The organism is Rhodopila sp., assembly GCF_965277165.1.
GTDB lineage: Bacteria > Pseudomonadota > Alphaproteobacteria > Acetobacterales > Acetobacteraceae > Rhodopila.
Genome location: NZ_CBDICE010000005.1, coordinates 282432 through 301112 on the forward strand (window position 1 = coordinate 282432; position 18681 = coordinate 301112).

Below are 18681 nucleotides of genomic sequence, written 5' to 3' on the forward strand. Positions count from 1 at the left end.
GGTCGCGGCTCCATGGACTCAAGGATGACCTGGGCATGCGGATCCTGTTTCACCATCGCATCGCATCGCGTGACGGCCAGGCGGTTCACATCGAGGAAATGATCGCTGCGCTGCGCCGCCAAGGCCACGAAACCATCCTGGTCGGTCCAGCATCGTTCGGCGCGACAAAGTTTGGCGGTTCCAATCGACTGGTCGATCTCATCAAACGCATCATTCCCGGCGCCGTCTACGAATCCCTTGAAATCGCTTACAATATCAAGGCCTTCATCCGCCTGTCCGCGGCGATGCGCCGGCATCGTCCCGATGTGATCTACGAACGTTTCAGCCTGTTCCTGTTTGCCGGCCTCTGGATGCGCCGCCTGTCCGGCGTGCCGTTGCTGCTGGAGGTGAACGCGCCGCTCTACCAGGAGCGAGCCAGGAACGATGGATTGCGGCTGCACCGGCTCGGCCGCTGGGCGCAGACGGTGCTGTGGAACCGGGTGGATCATGTCCTGCCGGTCACCGGCGTGCTGGCCGGCATGGTGGCCGACACCGGTGTCGCGGCCGCGCGCATGACCGTCATCCCGAACGGCATCGATCCGGATCGCTTCAGCGCCGTCCCCGATCCCGCCGCCGCCAAACAGGCGCTTGGCCTTACCTCGCAGATGGGGCCTTCCAGGATGGTGATCGGCTTCACCGGCTTCATTCGCGGCTGGAACGCCGTCCACCGCTTGATCGATTTCGTTGCCCTGCACCACGCTCGCTTCGACCTGCATATCCTGGTCGTCGGCGACGGGCCGGCCCGCGAGTCCCTGCAGGACCATGCGCGGGCACGCGGCGTCGCCGACCGGCTGACCATCGCCGGGATCGTCGCCCGCGACGACGTCGCCCGCTACATCGCGGCGTTCGACATCGCCGTGCTGCCCGGTCTGACGCCGTACTCCTCGCCGTTGAAGCTGTTCGAATATCTCCAGCTCGGCCGCGCGATCGTTGCTCCCGATACCGAGAATATCCGCGAAATCCTCACCGACGGCCAGGACGCCCTGCTGTTCGATGCGGACCAGGACGGATCACTGGAACAGACCCTTCTCCGCCTGTGCGCCGACGCCGGGCTGCGGGCGCGCCTCGGTGAGGCGGCGCGGCAGACGATCACCACCAAGTCGCTCACCTGGAATCGCAACGCCGAACGGGTCGCCGCCATCGCCCAGGCGGCGATCGCCCAAGCTGGCCGAGCTCGATCGGCGCACCGGCCCGCGACCGCGGCACCGGCGAACGCGGCCAGCAAGCCGACATTGTAACACCGGCGGAAAACCCAAACCGCGATCAGTACAGTCGCCACCACGTGCGTCAAAGTGCGATCGCCTTTGGTAGCATCACCAAAAGCGTGAATCGCCCTCTCGAAAAATGAATTGCAAAGCAAAATCGGTTCAACCTGAACCGATATTTCTCTAGCCCAACAGTTTTTCTGCCCGGAAGCTCAACCACTTGCCGCGCCCGACAATGATATGGTCGTGCACCGCGATCCCCATCATCGCCGCCGCCCGGACGATCTCCTTGGTCAACGTCACGTCCTCGCGCGACGGAGCCGGTTCCCCGCTCGGGTGGTTATGCGCCAGGATCACCGCCGTGGCATGCAACTCCAGACAGCGGCGTACCACCTCGCGCGGATAGGCAGGCGCGTGGTTGATCGTTCCTTGTCCCTGTACCTCATCGGCGATCAGCCGGTTGCGCCCGTCCAGGAACAGCACCCGGAACTGTTCGACGCGTTCGTGCTGCATGCTGGCAGTCAGGTATTCGGTCAGCCGGTCCCAGGTCGACAACACTGGCTGGGTCGCCACCTCGTGCCGCATCATCCGTAGCGCGGCGGCCTGCACCAGCTTCAACGCCGCCGCGCCGGCCTCGCCCAGGCCATCGACCAACATCAGTTCCGAAACCGGCGCCGCTACCGCGCTGCCGAAGCTGCGAAATCGAGTCAGCAACTCCCTGGCGATCAGTTTGGTGTCGCGTCGGGGCAGCGCGATAAACAGCAGCATTTCCAGCATTTCATGATCCGCCAGCGCGTCCGGTCCGGCCTTCAGCAACCGCTGGCGCATGCGCTGGCGATGTCCCTCGCCGCCAGCAGCCACGCCAGACTCCGCGCCAGCTGCGTCCGTCGGGCCGGGCAGCAAGCCCGGAAACAATGCAACGTCAGCCACCCCGGATGTTTTGGAAGCTCTGGACATGGATCGGTTCGGACGCTCGCAGCGCTTCAAATGCCGCCAACCCTAGCGGCCAAACCTTGACAATCAGCTAACGACCAGCTCAGCCAATGCCCAGCGGCGGCTTGTCCAATCCGGACGGCGACAGGGTGAAGACCTCGCACCCGCTGTCGGTAACGCCGACCATGTGCTCGAACTGAGCCGAAAGGCTACGATCCCGGGTGACCGCGGTCCAGCCGTCGTCCAGCACCTTCACTTCCGGGCGTCCGGAATTCACCATCGGTTCGATGGTGAAAAACATCCCAGGCCGCAGAATCGGACCCTCGCCCGGGCGGCCGAAATGCAGTACGTTCGGCGGCTCGTGGAACCGCCGGCCGATGCCGTGACCACAGAAGTCCCGCACCACGCTGAACCGGTTGCCCTCGACGAAGCTCTGGATCGCGTGGCCGATGTCGCCCAAAGTGGCGCCTGGCCGCACTGCTTTCAGCCCCCGCATCAACGACTCATAGGTCACGTCGATCAGATTGCGGGCGCGAGTATTCGGCATGCCGGCGGCGTACATGCGCGACGTATCGCCGTGCCAGCCGTCCAGGATCACGGTGACATCGATGTTCAGAATGTCGCCGTTCTCCAGCTTGCGTTCGCCGGGGATGCCATGACAGACGACGTGGTTGATCGACGTGCAGATCGACTTCGGATAGCCGCGATAGTTCAGCGGCGCAGGGGTCGCGCCGTGATCATGGATGAACTCGTGACACAGCCGATCCAGCGTCCCGGTGGACGCGCCCGGCTTCACGTGCGGCACGATCATGTCCAGGGTCTCGGCGGCAAGCCGACCGGCGGCACGCATTCCGGCGAAATCGCCCGGCGCGTGGATCGTGATGCGCCTTGAGTCTGCTCCGCCGTCCATTACAATGCTCCGCCCCGGCCTTCTTCCATCGATTCGCAACATGCGCAACCGTTTGGCCTGGCGCAAGGTCAACCTGACTTCCGCGCTCGTTCGGAACGCTGGCGAGCGTTCAAGGATCGGTCTAGAACGGTGCCATGAGCATCGATATGCACTCTCGCGCAGGCCGCCCGCGCCCGCCACACGCTCAACCAGCCCGCACCGCCCTGTTGCGCACCCCCGTGTCGTGCCCGGTCCGGACATGACCGACGACCGTGACGCCCGCAAGCGCGAGGCCGCGATGGCCGCCGTGGCGATGGTGCAGGATGGGATGGCGGTCGGTCTCGGCACCGGCTCGACCGCCGCGTTCGCCATCGACGGGCTGATCCAGCGGGTCCGCGCCGGCCTGCGAATCGTCGGCGTGCCCACCAGCGAGCGCAGCGCCAGCCAGGCGAAGCAAGGCGGCATCGAACTCACCGATTTTGCCCGTCACCCCCGCCTGGACCTGACGATCGACGGCGCCGACGAAATCGCCCGCGGGTCGTTGGCGTTGGTAAAGGGTCTGGGCGGGGCGCTGCTGCGTGAGAAGATCGTCGCTGCGGCCAGCGACCGTCTGGTGATCATCGCCGATGAACCGAAGCTGGTATCCAAGCTGGGCGCCACTACGCCCGTCCCGGTCGAGATCGTTGCCTTCGGCCACGAAACCACCACGGCCCGCCTGGCCCGACTGGGCGCCAACCCGGTGCTGAGGATGGCAGCGGACGGCACGCCATTCCGCACCGATGGCGGCAACCTGATCCTGGACTGCCGTTTTGGCACCATCGACGACCCGGCCCGGCTTGAACGGGATCTGTCCGGTGTGATCGGCGTGGTCGAAAACGGGCTGTTCATCGGTCTGGCAACAACCGCCCTGGTGGCCACCCCAAGCGGAATGATCCGCCTGGATCGCTGACCGGCCTCTGGAATCCGATCGCAGAAAAACGTCCACGATCAGGCCGCGTGAGTAGGACACTCACACATGCACCAGTTTGCGCCCACCACGGCCGCGAAGGCCATGGCTTTGAAGCGAAGTGGACAGGTAAAAGCGACCCTCGGTCGAGCTCTGGCCGTCCCGCGTCACGGTTGATTCCACCATGCCGAGCGTGTCGAGACCCAGAATCGGCGCCTCGTCCGGATGGCGCCGGTCCGACAGCATCCAACTTAGACCTCGGTCCGTCCGTTATCCGCGTCGATCGTGGTGTGTTCGCCATCTGGTCTGCTGGCCGGATCGGCGAACCAAGCGTGGACCTCGGCATTTTGCGGGGGGCGGTTCGCCTGCAGCGTGAACAACCGCTCGCAGCCTCGATCTTTGATCAGGCGCGCGGTTTCGCCTTGACCGTGCAACGCGTCGCAGTCACCAGCGCGCCGGCCAGATCGATCAAGCCGAGTCCTCCTGGGAAATGAGGACCGAACAAGTATCCGGCCAATCGAGCCGTGTCTGGCGGGAGAAATTCCTTATGCAATTCGCCTGGCGGGATCACTGGGTCGATAGAGTCTCCCACACATCGCCCGACGGCGGCAGCGCCAGGATGTGGCGGCGGTGCCAAAGCGCATAGAACAGCAGCTTCCAGCATGCGAAGCCGTGACGCCAGCGGCGGATATCGCGGAACAGCGCTTCGACCTTGTCGGGATGGGCGATCTCGGCGATCCCCGGCTGGGCGGCGACCAGCGGACCTAACCTGGTTCCTTGCGCCTTGATCCAGGCGCCGACCGGCACGGTGAAGCCCGATTTCGGCGCAAACGGCTGCGCGGCTGGCTGGTTCTTCTCCAGCCACTTGCGCAGGATCCACTTGCCCATGCCGCGTCGCAGCTTCATTGCATCGGGCAGCCGGAACGCTGCGGCCATAACGCCGGGATCGAGGAACGGTGTACGGCCCTCGACGGCGTGCGCCATCATGCAGCGATCCAGTTTCAGCAGCAGGTCGTGCGGCAGCCAGTCGGTCATGTCCAATGCCTGCGCCGCGCCCAGCGCGGAGCGTCCACCCTCGGCGGCTCGGATTTCCGCCGCTGCCATGCCGTCGCGCCAGGATGTCGGTTGAGTGCGCAACACCGGTACCTTGTCGAAGCTGCCGTCGGCCCACATGGTGCGGCCGCCGCGCCACCAGGGCAGCGTCGCCTGACGGTAGCGCTTGTAGCCGCCGAAGATTTCGTCTCCACCCTCCCCGGTCAACACCACCTTGACATCCTGGCGGGCGCGCCGGGCCAGGAACCACGACGGGATGATCGCATAGTCCATCGTCGGGTCATCCATCGCGGCGACGATTTCCGGCAGATGCTGCCAGACCATTTTTTCACTCACCTCGATCGCCTCGTGGCGGGCGCCGACGGCGCGGGCGATGGCGGCGGCCTGGTCGCGTTCGTCCGTCGCGCCGGGGGCGTCGAAACCGGCGGTGAAGGCAAGCACCGGCTGCTCGTTCAAGCGAGCCATCAGGGTGATCAGGGTGGCGCTATCGATGCCGCCGGAGAGGAACATCCCGTATGGCACGTCGCTGCGCTGGTGCAGATCGACGCTTTCCATCAACGCCTCGTCCAGGCGGCGCATCGCGGTGTCTTCGTCGATGTCCTCGGGCGGCGCCGCCGGCACCGGATTGATCTGCCGCCGCTCAAGAATGTGGCCATCCGAGCAGGTGATGGTTTCGCCGGGCAGCACGCGCTGGATGCCCTCGAAGATCGTGTCGGCGCCGGTGGTGAACTGAAGTTGCAGCAGTTCCTCGACCGCGGCGGGTCGCACCTGGCGCTTCGCCAGCCCAGCTTCGAGCAGCGCCTGCGGTTCCGAGGCGAACGCCAGGCCGCTGTCGATCGTGGCGATATACAGTGGCTTAATCCCGAAAGGGTCGCGCGACAGGGTGACGGTGCGGCGCACGCGCTCATGAATAGCGATGCCATACATGCCGCGCAGATGCTTGGCGTAGTCGGCGCCGTCGCGCAGCCACAGGTGCAGCGGCGGCTCGCAGTCGCTGTTGGTCGCGAAGTTCACGCCGGGCAGTGAGTCGCGTAGTTCGCGATAATTATAGACCTCGCCGTTAGCGACCAGCGTGGCGGGACCGGTGAAGAAAGGCTGGTCGCCGGTCACCAGATCGATGATGGCGAGACGGTTGTGCAACAACGCGACCCGGCCCATCATCGCATGTCCACTGCCGTCCGGGCCGCGATGATGCAAGGCGCCGATCAGCTTAGACAGCATACTTGGATCCGGCGGCGCGGCACCGGAAGATAGGATCAGGCCAGCAATTCCGCACATGGCAGGTGTGTCTCCGAAAGCCGAACTTCGGCGTCGCCGCACCGATACCGCAATCGGCGGGGCGTGTCGTCGGGTTCGGCCAGTTGGTTGGTCGGTCAGGGTGTTTTTGCCGGACGCGGCGAATAACTGCCATGTATGAATCGGTTGTAAAGCGCGCCTTCAACCCTTGACTCGGCTTGGCGCGGCTTCTACAGAACACGTCTTCGGCCGACCCAAGCGTGATTTTGTGGGACGGTCGTCGGTTCGCAGGCACACGACGCACGCGGCGCCGCCCCGCCTTCTGGTTGGGCTTAGGCCGCTTGTATTCGGCCCCCCGCTGGATGGGTTTGACCCTATCCCGGCGGCGTTTGTCTGTTAAGCGGCGACTGCGACACGTCCGCGGCGAAGCGCGAACGGAAAGAGAAAGAGCTCCATGCCGACCATCAACCAGCTTATCGCCCACGGGCGGGAGCGGCCGAAACACCGGAATTCGGTTCCGGCGCTTCAAGGCTGTCCGCAAAAGCGCGGGGTGTGCACGCGCGTCTACACAACGACGCCGAAGAAGCCGAACTCGGCGCTGCGCAAGGTGGCCAAGGTTCGGCTGACCAACGGCTACGAGGTGGTGAGCTACATTCCTGGCGAAGGTCACAATCTGCAGGAGCACTCGGTGGTTTTGATCCGCGGTGGCCGCGTGAAGGATCTGCCGGGCGTGCGCTATCACATCCTGCGCGGCGTGCTCGACACCCAAGGCATCGCCAAGCGCCGTCAGCGTCGTTCGCTGTACGGCGCGAAGCGGCCGAAGTAAGGGGGCGGCCGCATGTCCCGTCGTCACCGCGCCGATAAGCGGGAAATCCTACCGGACGCAAAATTCGGTGACGTTGTCATCAGTCGTTTCATGAACGCGCTGATGTACGACGGCAAGAAATCCGCCGCCGAGGGCATCGTCTACAACGCCCTCGATGTGCTGAAACGCCGCGGCGGAAGTGCGGCGGATCCGGTGCGGATGTTTCACGAGGCGCTGGACAATGTTAAACCAGCGGTTGAAGTCCGGTCCCGTCGCGTCGGCGGCGCCACCTATCAGGTGCCGGTCGAAGTCCGCACCGAACGACGCCAGGCGCTGGCGATTCGCTGGATTATCGATGCTGCCCGCAAGCGTGGGGAGCATACGATGCAGGATCGTTTGTCCAACGAATTGCTGGACGCGGTGAACAATCGCGGTTCGGCGGTGAAGAAGCGCGAAGACACCCACCGGATGGCGGAGGCCAACAAGGCCTTCTCCCACTACCGTTGGTAGCTACGAGAGCAACTCAAAAGGTCCCGTTCCGGATCCACGGAGATTACGATGGGTAAGGCGAAATTCGAGCGGAACAAGCCGCACTGCAACATTGGCACGATCGGCCATGTCGATCATGGCAAGACGTCGCTGACGGCCGCGATCACCAAGGTGCTGGCGGAAACCGGGGGCGCCACCTACACGGCGTACGACCAGATCGACAAGGCGCCGGAAGAGAAGGCCCGTGGCATCACGATCTCGACCGCGCACGTCGAATATGAGACGAAGAATCGCCATTATGCCCACGTCGATTGTCCGGGCCACGCCGACTACGTGAAGAACATGATCACCGGAGCGGCGCAGATGGACGGCGCGATCCTGGTGGTTTCCGCCGCCGACGGCCCGATGCCGCAGACCCGGGAGCACATCCTGCTGGCGCGTCAGGTCGGCGTGCCGGCGCTGGTGGTGTTCCTGAACAAGTGCGACATGGTCGACGATCCCGAACTGCTCGAACTGGTCGAGATGGAGGTGCGCGAACTGCTGTCGTCCTACCAGTTTCCTGGCGACGACATTCCGATCATCAAGGGCTCCGCGCTGATGGCGCTGGACGGCAAGCAGCCCGAATTGGGTCACGAGGCGATCCTGAAGCTGATGGCGGCGGTTGACGAATACATTCCGCAGCCGGAGCGGGCGATCGAGCGTCCGTTCCTGATGCCGATCGAGGATGTGTTCTCGATCTCCGGCCGTGGCACCGTGGTGACCGGCCGCGTCGAGCGCGGCATCGTCAAGGTGGGCGAGGAAGTCGAGATCGTCGGCATCAAGAACACCGTCAAGACGGTGGTCACCGGCGTCGAGATGTTCCGCAAGTTGCTGGACCAGGGCCAGGCCGGCGACAATATCGGCGCGCTGCTGCGCGGCACCAAGCGCGAGGATGTCGAGCGCGGCCAGGTGCTGGCGAAGCCCGGGTCGATCACGCCGCACACCAAGTTCAAGGCCGAGGCCTACATCCTGACCAAGGAAGAGGGCGGGCGGCATACCCCGTTCTTCACCAACTACCGGCCGCAGTTCTACTTCCGCACCACCGACGTGACGGGCGTGGTGACGTTGCCGGAGGGCACCGAAATGGTGATGCCCGGCGACAACGTAACGATGGACGTGGAGCTGATCGCACCGATCGCGATGGATCCGCAGCTTCGCTTCGCGATTCGCGAGGGTGGCCGCACCGTCGGCGCCGGGGTGGTTGCCAGCATCCAGGCCTGATAACGAAACGATGCCGGCGCCCGGCCGCAAGGGAAAAATCCGCGGCCGGGCGCCGGCTCTCGTTTCGGCGGCAACTTAGAAGAGCGAACCATGGACAATCAGAATATCCGCATCCGCCTGAAGGCCTACGATCACCGCGTGCTGGACAACAGCACGAAGGAGATCGTGAACACGGCCAAGCGCACGGGTGCCCGGGTTCGCGGACCGATCCCGCTGCCGACCCATATCGAGCGATTCACGGTCAACCGCTCACCGCATGTCGACAAGAAAAGTCGTGAGCAGTTCGAGATCCGGACGCACCGGCGGCTGTTGGACATCGTTGAACCAACCCCGCAGACGGTGGACGCGCTGATGAAGCTCGACCTCGCCGCCGGCGTCGATGTCGAGATCAAGATCTAACGCCATGCCCAACCCATCGCCCCCTCAGGCCCTGCGCACCGGGCTGCTGGCCAAGAAGCTTGGCATGACCCGGATCTTCAAGGACGACGGGTCTCATGTCCCGGTCACCGTTCTGCACCTGGATCAGTTGCAGGTGGTTGCCACGCGCACCGAGGAAAGGGATGGCTACAGCGCCGTCCAACTGGGTTGGGGCAAGGCAAAGGTGAAGAACGTTACCCAACCGAACCGCGGCCATTTTGCCCGCGCGAAGGTGGAACCCAAGCTGAAGCTGGTGGAGTTCCGGGTTGCCGCCGACGCATTGCTGGAGGTCGGCGCGACGTTATCCGCGGCGCACTTCACCGCCGGTCAGAAGGTTGATGTCTGCGGCACCTCCAAGGGCAAGGGTTTTGCCGGCGGCATGAAGCGGTGGAATTTCGCCGGCCTCGAGGCTTCGCATGGCGTTTCGGTCAGCCATCGTTCGCTGGGTTCGACGGGCAACCGCCAGGACCCCGGCAAGACGTTCAAGAACAAGAAAATGGCCGGCCATCTGGGGGTTGAGCGGATCACCACACTCAATCTGGAAGTCGCCGCGGTCGATGCCGAACGCGGCCTGCTGATGATCAAAGGCGCAGTGCCAGGCAGCAAGGACGGCTACGTGCTGGTGCGCGATGCGATCAAACGACGTCGTCCGGCGGATGCCGCCTTCCCCGCCGCGCTGGTCGAGGCGTCTGACCGCTCGGCGTCGGCGGACTGAGGAACGGACAGATGCAGATCGATATCATCACGCTTGAGAGCGCCTCCGCTGGCAGCGCTGAGTTGCCGGATGAGATTTTCAAGGTCGCTCCGCGCAAGGATATCATGGCGCGCGTGGTTCATTGGCAGTTGTCGAAACGCCGTTCCGGCAACCACAAGGTCAAGGGGATGGCCGAAGTTTCCGGCACGACCAAGAAACCATACAAGCAGAAGGGCACCGGCAACGCGCGCCAGGGCAGCTTGCGTTCGCCGCAGTTCCGAACCGGCGGTATCGTGCATGGCCCGGTCGTGCGTTCGCACGAATACAGCCTGAACAAGAAGGTCCGCCGGCTCGGGCTGATCTCGGCGCTGTCGCAAAAGCTGGCCGAGAACAAGCTGGTGGTGCTGGATGCCGCGACCAGCGTGCCGAAGACCGCTGAACTTGCCAGGAAGATCAAAGCCCTGGGCTGGAAATCGGCGCTGATCATCGACGCCGCGGTGGATCAGGATTTCCTGCGCGCCAGCCGCAACATTCATCGCCTGGATGTGCTGCCGACGGTGGGCGCCAACGTCTACGACATCCTGAACCATGATGTGCTGGCGATCACCACCGCCGGGCTAGAGGGTCTGAAGGCGCGGATCAATCGTGCTGTAACCGCCTCGGCGGCTGCCCCGACAGGAGAGGCCGCATGACCGCCGCACCAAAGAAGAAGCTGTCGCGCGAGGCGATGTATCAGATCATCCGCGGCCCGCTGATCACCGAGAAGATGACCTTGCTTTCGGAGAACAACCAGGTCGGCTTCAAGGTCGCCACCGACGCCAGCAAACCCGAGATCGCCGCCGCCATCGAGACCCTATTCAGTGTCAACGTGCTGTCGGTGAACACTTTGATCCAGAAGGGCAAAACCAAGCGGTTCAAGGGACGGCCCGGTGTCCGTTCGGACGTCAAGAAAGCCATCGTGACATTGGCTCCTGGCCAGTCGATCGATTTCACCAGCGGCCTGGCATAGCGCACCCAGAGGGCACGAAACGAGATGGCACTCAGGCAATTCAATCCGGTCACCGCGAGCCTTCGCGGCACCGTGTTGATCAATCGGTCCGAACTGTGGAAGGGCAAGCCGGTAAAGGGTTTGACCGAGGGTCAGCACGGCCATGGCGGGCGCAACAACCACGGTCGGATCACCAGCCGGTTCCGGGGCGGCGGCCACAAGCAGGCCTATCGCGTGGTGGACTTCAAGCGGCGCAAGTTCGGCGTCCCCGCCACCGTGGAGCGGCTGGAATACGATCCGAATCGCACCGCCTTCATCGCGCTGATCAAGTATCAGGACGGCGAGTTGGCCTATATTCTGGCGCCGCAGCGGCTGCGGGTGGGTGACCAGGTCATCGCCGGCGCGCGCGTCGACATCAAGCCGGGCAACGCGATGCCGCTGGCGGCGGTACCGGTCGGCACGATCATCCACAATATCGAAATGAAAGTCGGTGCCGGCGGCAAGATCGCGCGCTCGGCCGGCACCTTCGCGCAGTTGGTCGGCAAGGATGCCGGCTATGCGCAGATCAAGCTGATGTCGGGCGAACTGCGTGTGGTGCGTTCTGAGTGCATCGCCTCGATCGGCGCGGTGTCCAATCCGGACAACATGAACCAGAAGCTTGGCAAGGCGGGTCGGTCCCGTTGGCTAGGCTTCAAGCCGCACAATCGCGGCGTGGTAATGAACCCGGTTGATCACCCGTTGGGTGGTGGCGAGGGACGCAGTTCGGGCGGCCGTCACCCGGTTTCGCCGTGGGGTCAGCCGGCCAAGGGCTACAAGACGCGCGGCAACAAGCGGACGGACAGCTTGATCATCCGCCGCCGCAACAAGGGCAAATAAGATGGCGCGTTCCGTATGGAAAGGTCCGTTCGTCGATGGCTACCTGCTGGCCAAGGCCGATGCGGCAAAGGCGTCGTCGCGCAACGAGATCATCAAGATCTGGTCGCGTCGGTCGACCATCCTGCCGCAGTTCGTCGGCCTGACCTTCGGGGTCTATAACGGGCACAAGTTCCTGCCGGTGCAGGTAAACGAGAACATGGTCGGCCACAAATTCGGCGAGTTCTCGCCGACCCGCACATTCAGCGGCCACGCCGCCGACAAGAAAGCGAGGCGCGGCTGACATGGGCAAGCCGAAGCACGAACGAGGTCTGCCGGAGACCGAGGCACAGGCGATCGTCAGCAACCTGCGGATCAGCCCGCGCAAGCTGAACCTGGTCGCGGCGATGATCCGCAACCTGCCGGCGCAACGTGCCGTCGCGACGCTGACCTTCAGCAAGCGGCGCATTGCCGATCAGGTGAAAAAGGCCCTGGAGAGCGCGATTTCCAATGCCGAGAACAACCATTCGCTCGACGTCGACCGCTTGGTGGTAGCGCGCGCCGAAGTGGGTCGCTCGATCGTCATGCGACGGTTTCACGCGCGTGGCCGCGGCCGAGCGGCGCGGGTGGAAAAATGGTTCAGCCATCTGAAGATCGTTGTCGCCGAGCGGGCGCAGGATGAGGGGGCCGCGTAACATGGGTCACAAAGTCAATCCGGTCGGGCTGCGCCTCGGCATCAACCGCACCTGGGACAGTCGCTGGTTCGCCGGCCTCGACTACTCCAAATTGTTGCACGAGGATTTCCGACTGCGCACTCATCTGCGCACCAAGTTGCGCGGCGCGGGTGTGTCCCGTGTGGTGATCGAACGTCCGGCGAAGAAGCCGCGGGTGACGATCTATGCCGCGCGTCCCGGTGTGGTGATTGGCAAGAAGGGCCAGGACATCGAGGTTCTGAAGAAGGACCTCAGCCGGATGGCGAAGGCCGACGTGTCGCTGAACATCGTCGAGATCCGCAAGCCGGAAATCGATGCCACCCTGGTGGCCGAGAACATCGCCCAACAGCTGGAGCGTCGGGTGGCGTTTCGTCGGGCGATGAAGCGGGCGGTGCAATCGGCCATGCGGCTGGGTGCCCAGGGCATCCGGATCAACTGTGGCGGTCGCCTCGGCGGGGCCGAGATCGCCCGCGTGGAGTGGTATCGCGAGGGCCGCGTGCCGTTGCACACGCTGCGCGCCGATATCGACTACGGCACTGCAACGGCGAAGACGACCTATGGCACCTGCGGTGTCAAGGTGTGGGTGTTCAAGGGCGAGATCCTGGCGCACGACCCGATGGCGCAGGACCGCAAGGCGGCCGAGCAGGCCCCCCAGCGGTAATGACGCAACGGTAAATGGAATAACGCGATGCTGTCTCCGAAACGAACCAAATACCGCAAGCAGCACAAGGGCCGCATCCATGGCTTGTCGAAGGGCGGCACGGCGCTGAACTTCGGCTCGTTCGGCCTTAAGGCGCTCGAGCCCGAGCGGATCACTGCGCGGCAGATCGAATCCGCGCGGCGCGCGATCACGCGTGCGATGAAGCGCGCCGGGCGAGTGTGGATTAGGATCTTTCCCGATGTTCCGGTGTCCACCAAGCCGGCGGAAGTGCGCATGGGCTCCGGCAAGGGCTCGCCGGAGTTCTGGGTGGCACGTGTCGCTCCTGGCCGCATCATGTTCGAGATCGATGGCGTGACGCCTGACCTCGCGCGCGAGGCGTTGCTGTTGGGTGCGGCGAAGTTGCCGATACGGACGAAGTTCATCGCCCGGATCGGAGACGCCTGATGGCCAAGAACGCGCTCTACAAGGCCGGCGACGTGCGGGCAAAGACGCCGGATGAGCTGTCCGGCCTGTTGCTGGATCTGCGCAAGGAGCAGTTCAACCTGCGCTTCCAGCGCGCCACCGGCCAGCAGGAAGGCACCGGCCGGGTGCGTGAAGTTCGCCGCGAGATCGCTCGGGTGAAAACCATTCAGGCGGAAAAGATTCGTTCCGCCGCCAAGTCTTAAGGAGCCGGGCGATGCCAAGGCGCGTCCTGACCGGACGGGTGACCAGCGATAAGATGGACAAGACCATTACGGTTCTCGTCGATCGCCGCGTGATGCATCCGCTGTACAAGAAGTTCATTCGCAAGTCGAAAAAATACGCCGCGCACGACGAGGCCAACCTGTGCAAGACCGGTGACATGGTGCGCATCGTCGAGTGCGCGCCGATCAGCAAGCGCAAGACCTGGACCCTGGTTGAGCGTAACGGTCGACTGATCGGCAGCGCGCCCGATGAAGCCATCGCTGCCGCCGAGGCACAGCCCGCGCCGCCGGCGCCCGCGCCGACGCTGTAACGGAGACGCAGGATGATCCACGTCGAGACCAATCTTGAAGTCGCTGATAACTCCGGCGCGCGGCGGGTGCAGTGCATCAAGGTGCTGGGCGGATCGAAGCGGAAGTTCGCCTCGGTCGGCGATGTCATCGTGGTGTCGGTGAAGGAGGCGATTCCGCGCGGCAAGGTGAAGAAGGGCGACGTGCATCAGGCAGTGATCGTGCGCACCAGCTTCCCGGTTCGGCGCACCGATGGCAGCGCCATCCGCTTCGACCGCAACGCCGCTGTCCTGATCAACAAGCAGCAGGAACCGATCGGCACGCGGATTTTTGGGCCGGTCGTGCGCGAGCTTCGCGGGCGCAGATTCATGAAGATCATCTCGCTCGCGCCGGAGGTGTTGTAATGATCCACGCATCGGAGGCGATCTGATGGCCGCGCGCATCCGCAAGGGCGATCTTGTCCTGGTGACGACCGGCAAAAGCAAGGGCCGACGCGGTGAAGTGCTGCGGATATTCCCGCAGGCTGAACGGGCGATCGTTCAGGGCGCGGCCATGGCGCGCCATCACACCAAGCCGACCGGTATGGGCCAGCCAGGCGGGCTGGTCGACAAGGAAGCGACGATCCATCTGTCGAACCTGAAGCTGATCGACCCCAAGACCGAAAAGCCGACCAAGGTCGGCTTCCGCGTGCTTGAGGGAGGACGCAAGGTTCGTGTCGCCAGGGCGACTGGGGAAGTAATCGAAGGCTGATGTTATGAGCGGAACGAAGAAACCACCCAAGGGCGGAGCGCCCAAAGCAACCGCGAAGACTGCCGCTACTCGCGGCGGGAGTGGGCCGCCGACTGGCAAGGATGCCCAGCGCGCCGCTCGCCGGGTCGAGATCGCGGGTGTCGACAACCCATCGGCCGCAGCCGCGGAAGTGCCTCGGCTGCAGCGGCGCTATCGCGAGGAAATGCGCGACAAGCTGCGTGCCGAGTTTGCTTACAAGAACGAAATGCAGATCCCCAGGCTGGAAAAGATCGTCATCAACATGGGTGTCGGCGAGGCAACCGGCGACCAGAAGAAGTTGGACGCCGCGGTTGCCGAACTGTCGGTGATCGCCGGTCAGCGCCCAGTAAAGACGGTCGCGAAGAAGGCGATCGCCGGCTTCAAGATCCGCAAGGGATTGCCGATCGGCTGCAAGGTCACGCTGCGCAAGGCGCGGATGTATGAATTCCTCGACCGGTTGGTCACCATCGCCATGCCTCGGGTGCGTGACTTCCGCGGCATTGCCGGCAAGGGGTTCGATGGCCGTGGCAACTTCGCCATGGGCCTGAAGGAGCAGATCATCTTCCCGGAAATCAATTACGACCGGGTGGACGACGTTCGCGGCATGGACATCCAGTTTGTCACCACCGCGAAGACTGATGCCGAGGCGAAGGCCCTGCTGAAGGCTTTCGATATTCCTTTCGCCAATTGAGTTTTAGGAAAACTACAGATCCCCTGGGACAACCCCCGGGGACTGCGGGTTCCGGAGGGTCCAGACAGGATGGCCAAAACTTCCCAGGTCAACCGCAACAAGATGCGTGAGCAGATGGCGAAGCGCGACAAATCGAAGCGCCGAGCCCTGAAGGACGTGCTGATGGATCGCACGCTGCCGGTCGAGGACCGCTTCAACGCGTCGCTGAAACTGGCGCAGATGCCGCGCAACGGCGCGGCGGTCCGGGTTCGGCTACGCTGCGAGCTGACCGGCCGCTCGCGCGGCAATTATCGCAAGTTCAAGCTCTGCCGTATCGCGCTCCGCGATTTGGCCAGTGCCGGGCAGATCCCGGGTATGGTCAAGGCAAGCTGGTAAGGGAACGGCCCTATGTCGATGTCCGATCCCGTCGGGGATATGTTGACCCGCATTCGCAATGCACAGCGCGCGCGCCATTCGGTCTGTCTGGCGCCGGCGTCGAAGATGCGAGAGAACGTACTGGGTGTGTTGAAGCGCGAGGGCTTCATCCGTGGTTACGCCTCGGAGCAGCTTCGTCCTGGCGTCGCTCAACTGCGTATCGAACTCAAATACAACGAAGGCGAACCGGTCATCAAGGAGATCAACCGCGTCTCCAAGCCGGGCCGTCGGGTTTATGCGAAGATCAAGGAACTGCCGCGGGTCTATGCCGGCCTCGGTATTTCCATTCTGTCCACGCCGCAGGGCGTGATGAGCGATGCCGAGGCCCGCGCCGCCAATGTCGGCGGCGAAGTCCTCTGCCGCGTGTTCTAAGGGGAAAGCGCGTATGTCACGCGTCGGAAAGTATCCGGTGGAAATTCCTGCGGGTGTGCAGATCGCCGTCGCCGCCGGGGTGCTGACCGCGAAGGGCCGGCTGGGCGAGCAGAAACTGCCGCTGTCGGACCTGGTCGAGGTCACGATCGAGACCAGCAGGGTGGTGGTCAAGCCGCGCAGCAACGAAACCCGCAACCGCATGATGTGGGGTACCACGCGTGCGATCGTCGCGGCCATGGTGAAAGGCGTCTCAGCCGGCTATGTCAAATCGCTGGAGATCACTGGCACCGGCTACCGCGCCGCGGTCCAGGGCCAGAACCTGGAAATCAACCTGGGCTTTTCTCACCCGGTGATCTACCCGGTGCCCGCGGGCATTAAAATCACCTGCGAGCGTCCCACGTCGATCAAGGTCGAGGGGGTGGATAAGCGCCTGGTCGGCCAGGTGGCTTCCGAGATCCGAGCGTTTCGCCCGCCGGAGCCGTATAAGGGCAAGGGTGCGCGTTACACGGACGAAACCATCCGGCGCAAGGAAGGCAAGAAGAAATGAGCGGCAAGCAGGATCTCGCCGATCGGCGAAAGGCCCGGCTTCGTCATCAGATCCGGCAGAAGTCGCACGGGCGGCTTCGGCTGTCGGTGTTCCGTTCGGGAAAGAATATGTATGCCCAGGTCATCGACGATGCGCAGGGCCGCACGCTCGCCGCCGCATCGACGCTGGATGGCGACCTGAAGGCTTCGCTGAAGACCGGGGCCGACAAGGCGGCCGCGGCGGCGGTGGGCAAGCTGGTCGCCGAACGCGCACTGGCGGCGGGCATCAAGCAAGTGGTGTTCGATCGCGGCGCCTATTTGTATCACGGCCGGGTCAAGACCCTGGCCGATGCCGCCCGTGAGGGCGGACTGGATTTCTGAATGATTGCCCCCCGGAATCGGGCGGCTTGAGGGAATAGAGCGTATGGCACGTGAAGCGAGAGAAGGTGGCGGCCGCCGGGATCGCGACCGCGGCAGCGACCGCGAACCCGATGACGGCATTATCGACAAGCTGGTGACCATCAACCGGGTCGCCAAAGTGGTGAAGGGCGGACGCCGCTTCGCCTTCGCCGCGCTGGTGGTTGTCGGCGACCAAAAGGGCCGCGTCGGCTACGGCGCCGGCAAGGCGCGTGAGGTGCCTGAGGCGATCCGCAAGGCGACCGAGCGGGCCAAGCGCGGCATGATCCGGGTGCCGATGAAGGAAGGCCGCACGCTGCACCACGATGTCGAGGGTCATTTCGGTGCTGGCAACGTAGTGCTGCGTTCGGCGACAGCCGGCACCGGCATCATCGCCGGCGGCCCGTTGCGCGCGGTGTTTGAGACGCTGGGCATCGGTGACGTGGTTGCCAAGAGCCTTGGCAGCCGCAATCCGCATAACATGGTGAAGGCTGCGTTCGCGGCGTTGCAGAAATGCGCCAGCCCGCGATCCGTCGCCACCCGTCGCGGCAAGAAGGTGCCCGAACTGTTCGGCCGCCGCGAGGTGCCCAACGCGGTCATCGGCGCGCCGTCGGCGCCGGAGGCTCCAGCCAATGCCTAAGGTCCGTGTTACCCAGATCGCGTCTGCCCTGGGCCGCAAGCCCGGCCAGAAGGAAACCCTGGTCGGCCTCGGCCTGACCAAGATCCGCGCGACCCGCACGTTGGAAGACACCCCTTCGGCGCGTGGCATGATCCGCAAGGTCGCCCACCTGATCAAGGTGGAGGAGTTGTCCTGACATGAACCTGAATGAACTGCGCGACAATCCCGGCGCTCGGCTGAAATCCAAGCGGCTGGGCCGCGGCATCGGATCGGGCAAGGGCAAGACCTCGGGCAAGGGCGTCAAGGGTCAGAAGGCGCGCGAGGGCGTGGCACTGAACGGCTTCGAAGGCGGCCAGTTGCCGATCTATCGCCGCTTGCCGAAGCGCGGTTTCCACAACCATTTCCGCAAGGAATACGCGCCGGTCAACCTCGGCGCGCTGGACGCGGCCATCGGTGCCGGCAAGATCGAAGCGGGCCAGCCGATCACCGAGGCGATGCTGATCAAGGCGGGATTGGCGTCGGATGATCGGGACGGTATCCGACTGCTGGGCGACGGCAAGATTACCCGCCCTATCCAGATCACTGTCTCGGGTGCCTCGGCAACGGCGAAGGCGGCGGTGGAACAGGCGGGCGGGTCCGTGACCACCACTGTTGCGCCGAAGGCCGCCGCAGCAGAAGCGTCCTAAGGCTTGGCGAAGCGGTGACGAAAAAGCCACGCGGGCGGCTAAGCCTCCCGCGTGGCTTT

General features: G+C 64.2%; 30 protein-coding genes. 26 read left to right on the plus strand and 4 right to left on the minus strand.

What is annotated here, in order from left to right; all coding sequences use genetic code 11:
- Positions 1-35 precede the first annotated feature (35 nt).
- Positions 36-1277, plus strand: a complete 1242-nt coding sequence (locus ACQY4Y_RS01735) for a glycosyltransferase family 4 protein (protein ID WP_428488846.1) — start codon at positions 36-38, stop codon at positions 1275-1277.
- A gap of 150 nt (positions 1278-1427) precedes the next feature.
- On the opposite strand, the gene radC is transcribed toward ACQY4Y_RS01735, so the two are convergent.
- The gene (radC, locus tag ACQY4Y_RS01740) at positions 1428-2201 is read right to left on the minus strand and encodes a RadC family protein (protein ID WP_428488847.1); all 774 of its coding nucleotides are present in this window, start codon (positions 2199-2201) and stop codon (positions 1428-1430) included.
- A 79-nt stretch (positions 2202-2280) separates the two neighbouring features.
- Complete coding sequence (gene map, locus ACQY4Y_RS01745) at positions 2281-3087, minus strand: type I methionyl aminopeptidase (RefSeq protein ID WP_428488848.1); 807 nt, start codon at positions 3085-3087, stop codon at positions 2281-2283.
- A 238-nt stretch (positions 3088-3325) separates the two neighbouring features.
- Here map and rpiA point away from each other — a divergent pair, with 238 nt between their 5' ends.
- The gene (gene rpiA / locus ACQY4Y_RS01750; protein ID WP_428488849.1) at positions 3326-4015 is read left to right on the plus strand and encodes a ribose-5-phosphate isomerase RpiA; all 690 of its coding nucleotides are present in this window, start codon (positions 3326-3328) and stop codon (positions 4013-4015) included.
- Positions 4016-4075: 60 nt separating this feature from the next.
- Here the strand turns inward: rpiA and ACQY4Y_RS01755 are convergent, their stop codons facing one another.
- Complete coding sequence (locus ACQY4Y_RS01755; RefSeq protein ID WP_428488850.1) at positions 4076-4258, minus strand: hypothetical protein; 183 nt, start codon at positions 4256-4258, stop codon at positions 4076-4078.
- Positions 4259-4579: 321 nt separating this feature from the next.
- Positions 4580-6343, minus strand: a complete 1764-nt coding sequence (gene asnB / locus ACQY4Y_RS01760) for an asparagine synthase (glutamine-hydrolyzing) (protein WP_428488851.1) — start codon at positions 6341-6343, stop codon at positions 4580-4582.
- 412 nt (positions 6344-6755) lie between these two features.
- On the opposite strand from asnB, the gene rpsL reads away from it, so the two are divergent.
- The 24 genes from rpsL (at position 6756) to rplO (ending at position 18622) form a co-directional block, all read left to right on the plus strand.
- Positions 6756-7127: a 30S ribosomal protein S12 gene (gene rpsL / locus ACQY4Y_RS01765; protein WP_428488852.1), complete on the plus strand. Its 372-nt coding sequence runs from the start codon at positions 6756-6758 to the stop codon at positions 7125-7127.
- 12 nt (positions 7128-7139) lie between these two features.
- Positions 7140-7616 carry a 30S ribosomal protein S7 gene (gene rpsG, locus ACQY4Y_RS01770; protein ID WP_428488853.1) on the plus strand — a complete coding sequence of 159 codons (477 nt, stop codon included), beginning with the start codon at positions 7140-7142 and terminating at the stop codon, positions 7614-7616.
- Between the two features lie 48 nt (positions 7617-7664).
- On the plus strand, positions 7665-8855 hold the full coding sequence (gene tuf, locus ACQY4Y_RS01775) for an elongation factor Tu (protein WP_428488854.1): 1191 nt from the start codon (positions 7665-7667) through the stop codon (positions 8853-8855).
- Between the two features lie 90 nt (positions 8856-8945).
- Positions 8946-9254 carry a 30S ribosomal protein S10 gene (gene rpsJ, locus ACQY4Y_RS01780; protein ID WP_048860021.1) on the plus strand — a complete coding sequence of 103 codons (309 nt, stop codon included), beginning with the start codon at positions 8946-8948 and terminating at the stop codon, positions 9252-9254.
- Between the two features lie 31 nt (positions 9255-9285).
- Positions 9286-9987: a 50S ribosomal protein L3 gene (rplC, locus tag ACQY4Y_RS01785; RefSeq protein ID WP_428490714.1), complete on the plus strand. Its 702-nt coding sequence runs from the start codon at positions 9286-9288 to the stop codon at positions 9985-9987.
- An 11-nt stretch (positions 9988-9998) separates the two neighbouring features.
- Positions 9999-10658 (plus strand): 50S ribosomal protein L4, encoded by a 660-nt coding sequence (gene rplD / locus ACQY4Y_RS01790; protein ID WP_428488855.1) that lies wholly within the window; start codon positions 9999-10001, stop codon positions 10656-10658.
- 20 nt (positions 10659-10678) lie between these two features.
- Positions 10679-10975, plus strand: a complete 297-nt coding sequence (locus tag ACQY4Y_RS01795) for a 50S ribosomal protein L23 (RefSeq protein ID WP_428490715.1) — start codon at positions 10679-10681, stop codon at positions 10973-10975.
- A 24-nt stretch (positions 10976-10999) separates the two neighbouring features.
- Complete coding sequence (gene rplB / locus ACQY4Y_RS01800; protein ID WP_428488856.1) at positions 11000-11830, plus strand: 50S ribosomal protein L2; 831 nt, start codon at positions 11000-11002, stop codon at positions 11828-11830.
- A gap of 1 nt (position 11831) precedes the next feature.
- Positions 11832-12110, plus strand: a complete 279-nt coding sequence (gene rpsS / locus ACQY4Y_RS01805) for a 30S ribosomal protein S19 (RefSeq protein WP_428488857.1) — start codon at positions 11832-11834, stop codon at positions 12108-12110.
- Position 12111: 1 nt separating this feature from the next.
- Positions 12112-12501 carry a 50S ribosomal protein L22 gene (gene rplV, locus ACQY4Y_RS01810; RefSeq protein ID WP_428488858.1) on the plus strand — a complete coding sequence of 130 codons (390 nt, stop codon included), beginning with the start codon at positions 12112-12114 and terminating at the stop codon, positions 12499-12501.
- A 1-nt stretch (position 12502) separates the two neighbouring features.
- A complete protein-coding gene (gene rpsC / locus ACQY4Y_RS01815) occupies positions 12503-13180 on the plus strand; it encodes a 30S ribosomal protein S3 (RefSeq protein ID WP_428488859.1) in 678 nt (225 codons plus the stop codon).
- Between the two features lie 27 nt (positions 13181-13207).
- On the plus strand, positions 13208-13624 hold the full coding sequence (gene rplP / locus ACQY4Y_RS01820; protein ID WP_428488860.1) for a 50S ribosomal protein L16: 417 nt from the start codon (positions 13208-13210) through the stop codon (positions 13622-13624).
- Complete coding sequence (rpmC, locus tag ACQY4Y_RS01825) at positions 13624-13845, plus strand: 50S ribosomal protein L29 (RefSeq protein ID WP_428488861.1); 222 nt, start codon at positions 13624-13626, stop codon at positions 13843-13845. Before rplP ends, rpmC begins: the two co-directional genes overlap by 1 nt.
- Before the next feature lie 11 nt (positions 13846-13856).
- Entirely contained in the window at positions 13857-14174 is a 318-nt protein-coding gene (rpsQ, locus tag ACQY4Y_RS01830) for a 30S ribosomal protein S17 (RefSeq protein WP_428488862.1), read from the plus strand.
- 12 nt (positions 14175-14186) lie between these two features.
- Positions 14187-14555: a 50S ribosomal protein L14 gene (gene rplN, locus ACQY4Y_RS01835; RefSeq protein ID WP_428488863.1), complete on the plus strand. Its 369-nt coding sequence runs from the start codon at positions 14187-14189 to the stop codon at positions 14553-14555.
- Positions 14556-14580: 25 nt separating this feature from the next.
- The gene (gene rplX, locus ACQY4Y_RS01840) at positions 14581-14901 is read left to right on the plus strand and encodes a 50S ribosomal protein L24 (RefSeq protein ID WP_428488864.1); all 321 of its coding nucleotides are present in this window, start codon (positions 14581-14583) and stop codon (positions 14899-14901) included.
- Between the two features lie 169 nt (positions 14902-15070).
- Positions 15071-15610: a 50S ribosomal protein L5 gene (rplE, locus tag ACQY4Y_RS01845; protein ID WP_428490716.1), complete on the plus strand. Its 540-nt coding sequence runs from the start codon at positions 15071-15073 to the stop codon at positions 15608-15610.
- 69 nt (positions 15611-15679) lie between these two features.
- A complete protein-coding gene (rpsN, locus tag ACQY4Y_RS01850) occupies positions 15680-15985 on the plus strand; it encodes a 30S ribosomal protein S14 (protein WP_428488865.1) in 306 nt (101 codons plus the stop codon).
- Positions 15986-15997: 12 nt separating this feature from the next.
- Positions 15998-16396: a 30S ribosomal protein S8 gene (rpsH, locus tag ACQY4Y_RS01855; RefSeq protein ID WP_428488866.1), complete on the plus strand. Its 399-nt coding sequence runs from the start codon at positions 15998-16000 to the stop codon at positions 16394-16396.
- Positions 16397-16409: 13 nt separating this feature from the next.
- The gene (gene rplF, locus ACQY4Y_RS01860) at positions 16410-16943 is read left to right on the plus strand and encodes a 50S ribosomal protein L6 (RefSeq protein ID WP_428490717.1); all 534 of its coding nucleotides are present in this window, start codon (positions 16410-16412) and stop codon (positions 16941-16943) included.
- Positions 16940-17302 carry a 50S ribosomal protein L18 gene (rplR, locus tag ACQY4Y_RS01865; RefSeq protein WP_428488867.1) on the plus strand — a complete coding sequence of 121 codons (363 nt, stop codon included), beginning with the start codon at positions 16940-16942 and terminating at the stop codon, positions 17300-17302. Before rplF ends, rplR begins: the two co-directional genes overlap by 4 nt.
- Before the next feature lie 43 nt (positions 17303-17345).
- Positions 17346-17957: a 30S ribosomal protein S5 gene (gene rpsE, locus ACQY4Y_RS01870; RefSeq protein WP_428488868.1), complete on the plus strand. Its 612-nt coding sequence runs from the start codon at positions 17346-17348 to the stop codon at positions 17955-17957.
- On the plus strand, positions 17950-18132 hold the full coding sequence (gene rpmD / locus ACQY4Y_RS01875; RefSeq protein WP_428488869.1) for a 50S ribosomal protein L30: 183 nt from the start codon (positions 17950-17952) through the stop codon (positions 18130-18132). The genes rpsE and rpmD overlap by 8 nt, the downstream gene beginning before the upstream one ends.
- Position 18133: 1 nt before the next feature.
- Complete coding sequence (gene rplO, locus ACQY4Y_RS01880) at positions 18134-18622, plus strand: 50S ribosomal protein L15 (RefSeq protein WP_428488870.1); 489 nt, start codon at positions 18134-18136, stop codon at positions 18620-18622.
- Positions 18623-18681 lie beyond the last annotated feature (59 nt).

Bases quoted from the DNA above. Each gene is read 5' to 3' on its own strand.
- ACQY4Y_RS01735 (WP_428488846.1), top strand. From the start codon at position 36: ATGCGGATCCTGTTTCACCATCGCATCGCATCGCGTGACGGCCAGGCG.
- radC (WP_428488847.1), bottom strand. From the start codon at position 2,201: ATGTCCAGAGCTTCCAAAACATCCGGGGTGGCTGACGTTGCATTGTTT.
- map (WP_428488848.1), bottom strand. From the start codon at position 3,087: ATGGACGGCGGAGCAGACTCAAGGCGCATCACGATCCACGCGCCGGGC.
- rpiA (WP_428488849.1), top strand. From the start codon at position 3,326: ATGACCGACGACCGTGACGCCCGCAAGCGCGAGGCCGCGATGGCCGCC.
- ACQY4Y_RS01755 (WP_428488850.1), bottom strand. From the start codon at position 4,258: ATGCTGTCGGACCGGCGCCATCCGGACGAGGCGCCGATTCTGGGTCTC.
- asnB (WP_428488851.1), bottom strand. From the start codon at position 6,343: ATGTGCGGAATTGCTGGCCTGATCCTATCTTCCGGTGCCGCGCCGCCG.
- rpsL (WP_428488852.1), top strand. From the start codon at position 6,756: ATGCCGACCATCAACCAGCTTATCGCCCACGGGCGGGAGCGGCCGAAA.
- rpsG (WP_428488853.1), top strand. From the start codon at position 7,140: ATGTCCCGTCGTCACCGCGCCGATAAGCGGGAAATCCTACCGGACGCA.
- tuf (WP_428488854.1), top strand. From the start codon at position 7,665: ATGGGTAAGGCGAAATTCGAGCGGAACAAGCCGCACTGCAACATTGGC.
- rpsJ (WP_048860021.1), top strand. From the start codon at position 8,946: ATGGACAATCAGAATATCCGCATCCGCCTGAAGGCCTACGATCACCGC.
- rplD (WP_428488855.1), top strand. From the start codon at position 9,999: ATGCAGATCGATATCATCACGCTTGAGAGCGCCTCCGCTGGCAGCGCT.
- rplB (WP_428488856.1), top strand. From the start codon at position 11,000: ATGGCACTCAGGCAATTCAATCCGGTCACCGCGAGCCTTCGCGGCACC.
- rpsS (WP_428488857.1), top strand. From the start codon at position 11,832: ATGGCGCGTTCCGTATGGAAAGGTCCGTTCGTCGATGGCTACCTGCTG.
- rplV (WP_428488858.1), top strand. From the start codon at position 12,112: ATGGGCAAGCCGAAGCACGAACGAGGTCTGCCGGAGACCGAGGCACAG.
- rpsC (WP_428488859.1), top strand. From the start codon at position 12,503: ATGGGTCACAAAGTCAATCCGGTCGGGCTGCGCCTCGGCATCAACCGC.
- rplP (WP_428488860.1), top strand. From the start codon at position 13,208: ATGCTGTCTCCGAAACGAACCAAATACCGCAAGCAGCACAAGGGCCGC.
- rpmC (WP_428488861.1), top strand. From the start codon at position 13,624: ATGGCCAAGAACGCGCTCTACAAGGCCGGCGACGTGCGGGCAAAGACG.
- rpsQ (WP_428488862.1), top strand. From the start codon at position 13,857: ATGCCAAGGCGCGTCCTGACCGGACGGGTGACCAGCGATAAGATGGAC.
- rplN (WP_428488863.1), top strand. From the start codon at position 14,187: ATGATCCACGTCGAGACCAATCTTGAAGTCGCTGATAACTCCGGCGCG.
- rplX (WP_428488864.1), top strand. From the start codon at position 14,581: ATGGCCGCGCGCATCCGCAAGGGCGATCTTGTCCTGGTGACGACCGGC.
- rpsN (WP_428488865.1), top strand. From the start codon at position 15,680: ATGGCCAAAACTTCCCAGGTCAACCGCAACAAGATGCGTGAGCAGATG.
- rpsH (WP_428488866.1), top strand. From the start codon at position 15,998: ATGTCGATGTCCGATCCCGTCGGGGATATGTTGACCCGCATTCGCAAT.
- rplF (WP_428490717.1), top strand. From the start codon at position 16,410: ATGTCACGCGTCGGAAAGTATCCGGTGGAAATTCCTGCGGGTGTGCAG.
- rplR (WP_428488867.1), top strand. From the start codon at position 16,940: ATGAGCGGCAAGCAGGATCTCGCCGATCGGCGAAAGGCCCGGCTTCGT.
- rpsE (WP_428488868.1), top strand. From the start codon at position 17,346: ATGGCACGTGAAGCGAGAGAAGGTGGCGGCCGCCGGGATCGCGACCGC.
- rpmD (WP_428488869.1), top strand. From the start codon at position 17,950: ATGCCTAAGGTCCGTGTTACCCAGATCGCGTCTGCCCTGGGCCGCAAG.
- rplO (WP_428488870.1), top strand. From the start codon at position 18,134: ATGAACCTGAATGAACTGCGCGACAATCCCGGCGCTCGGCTGAAATCC.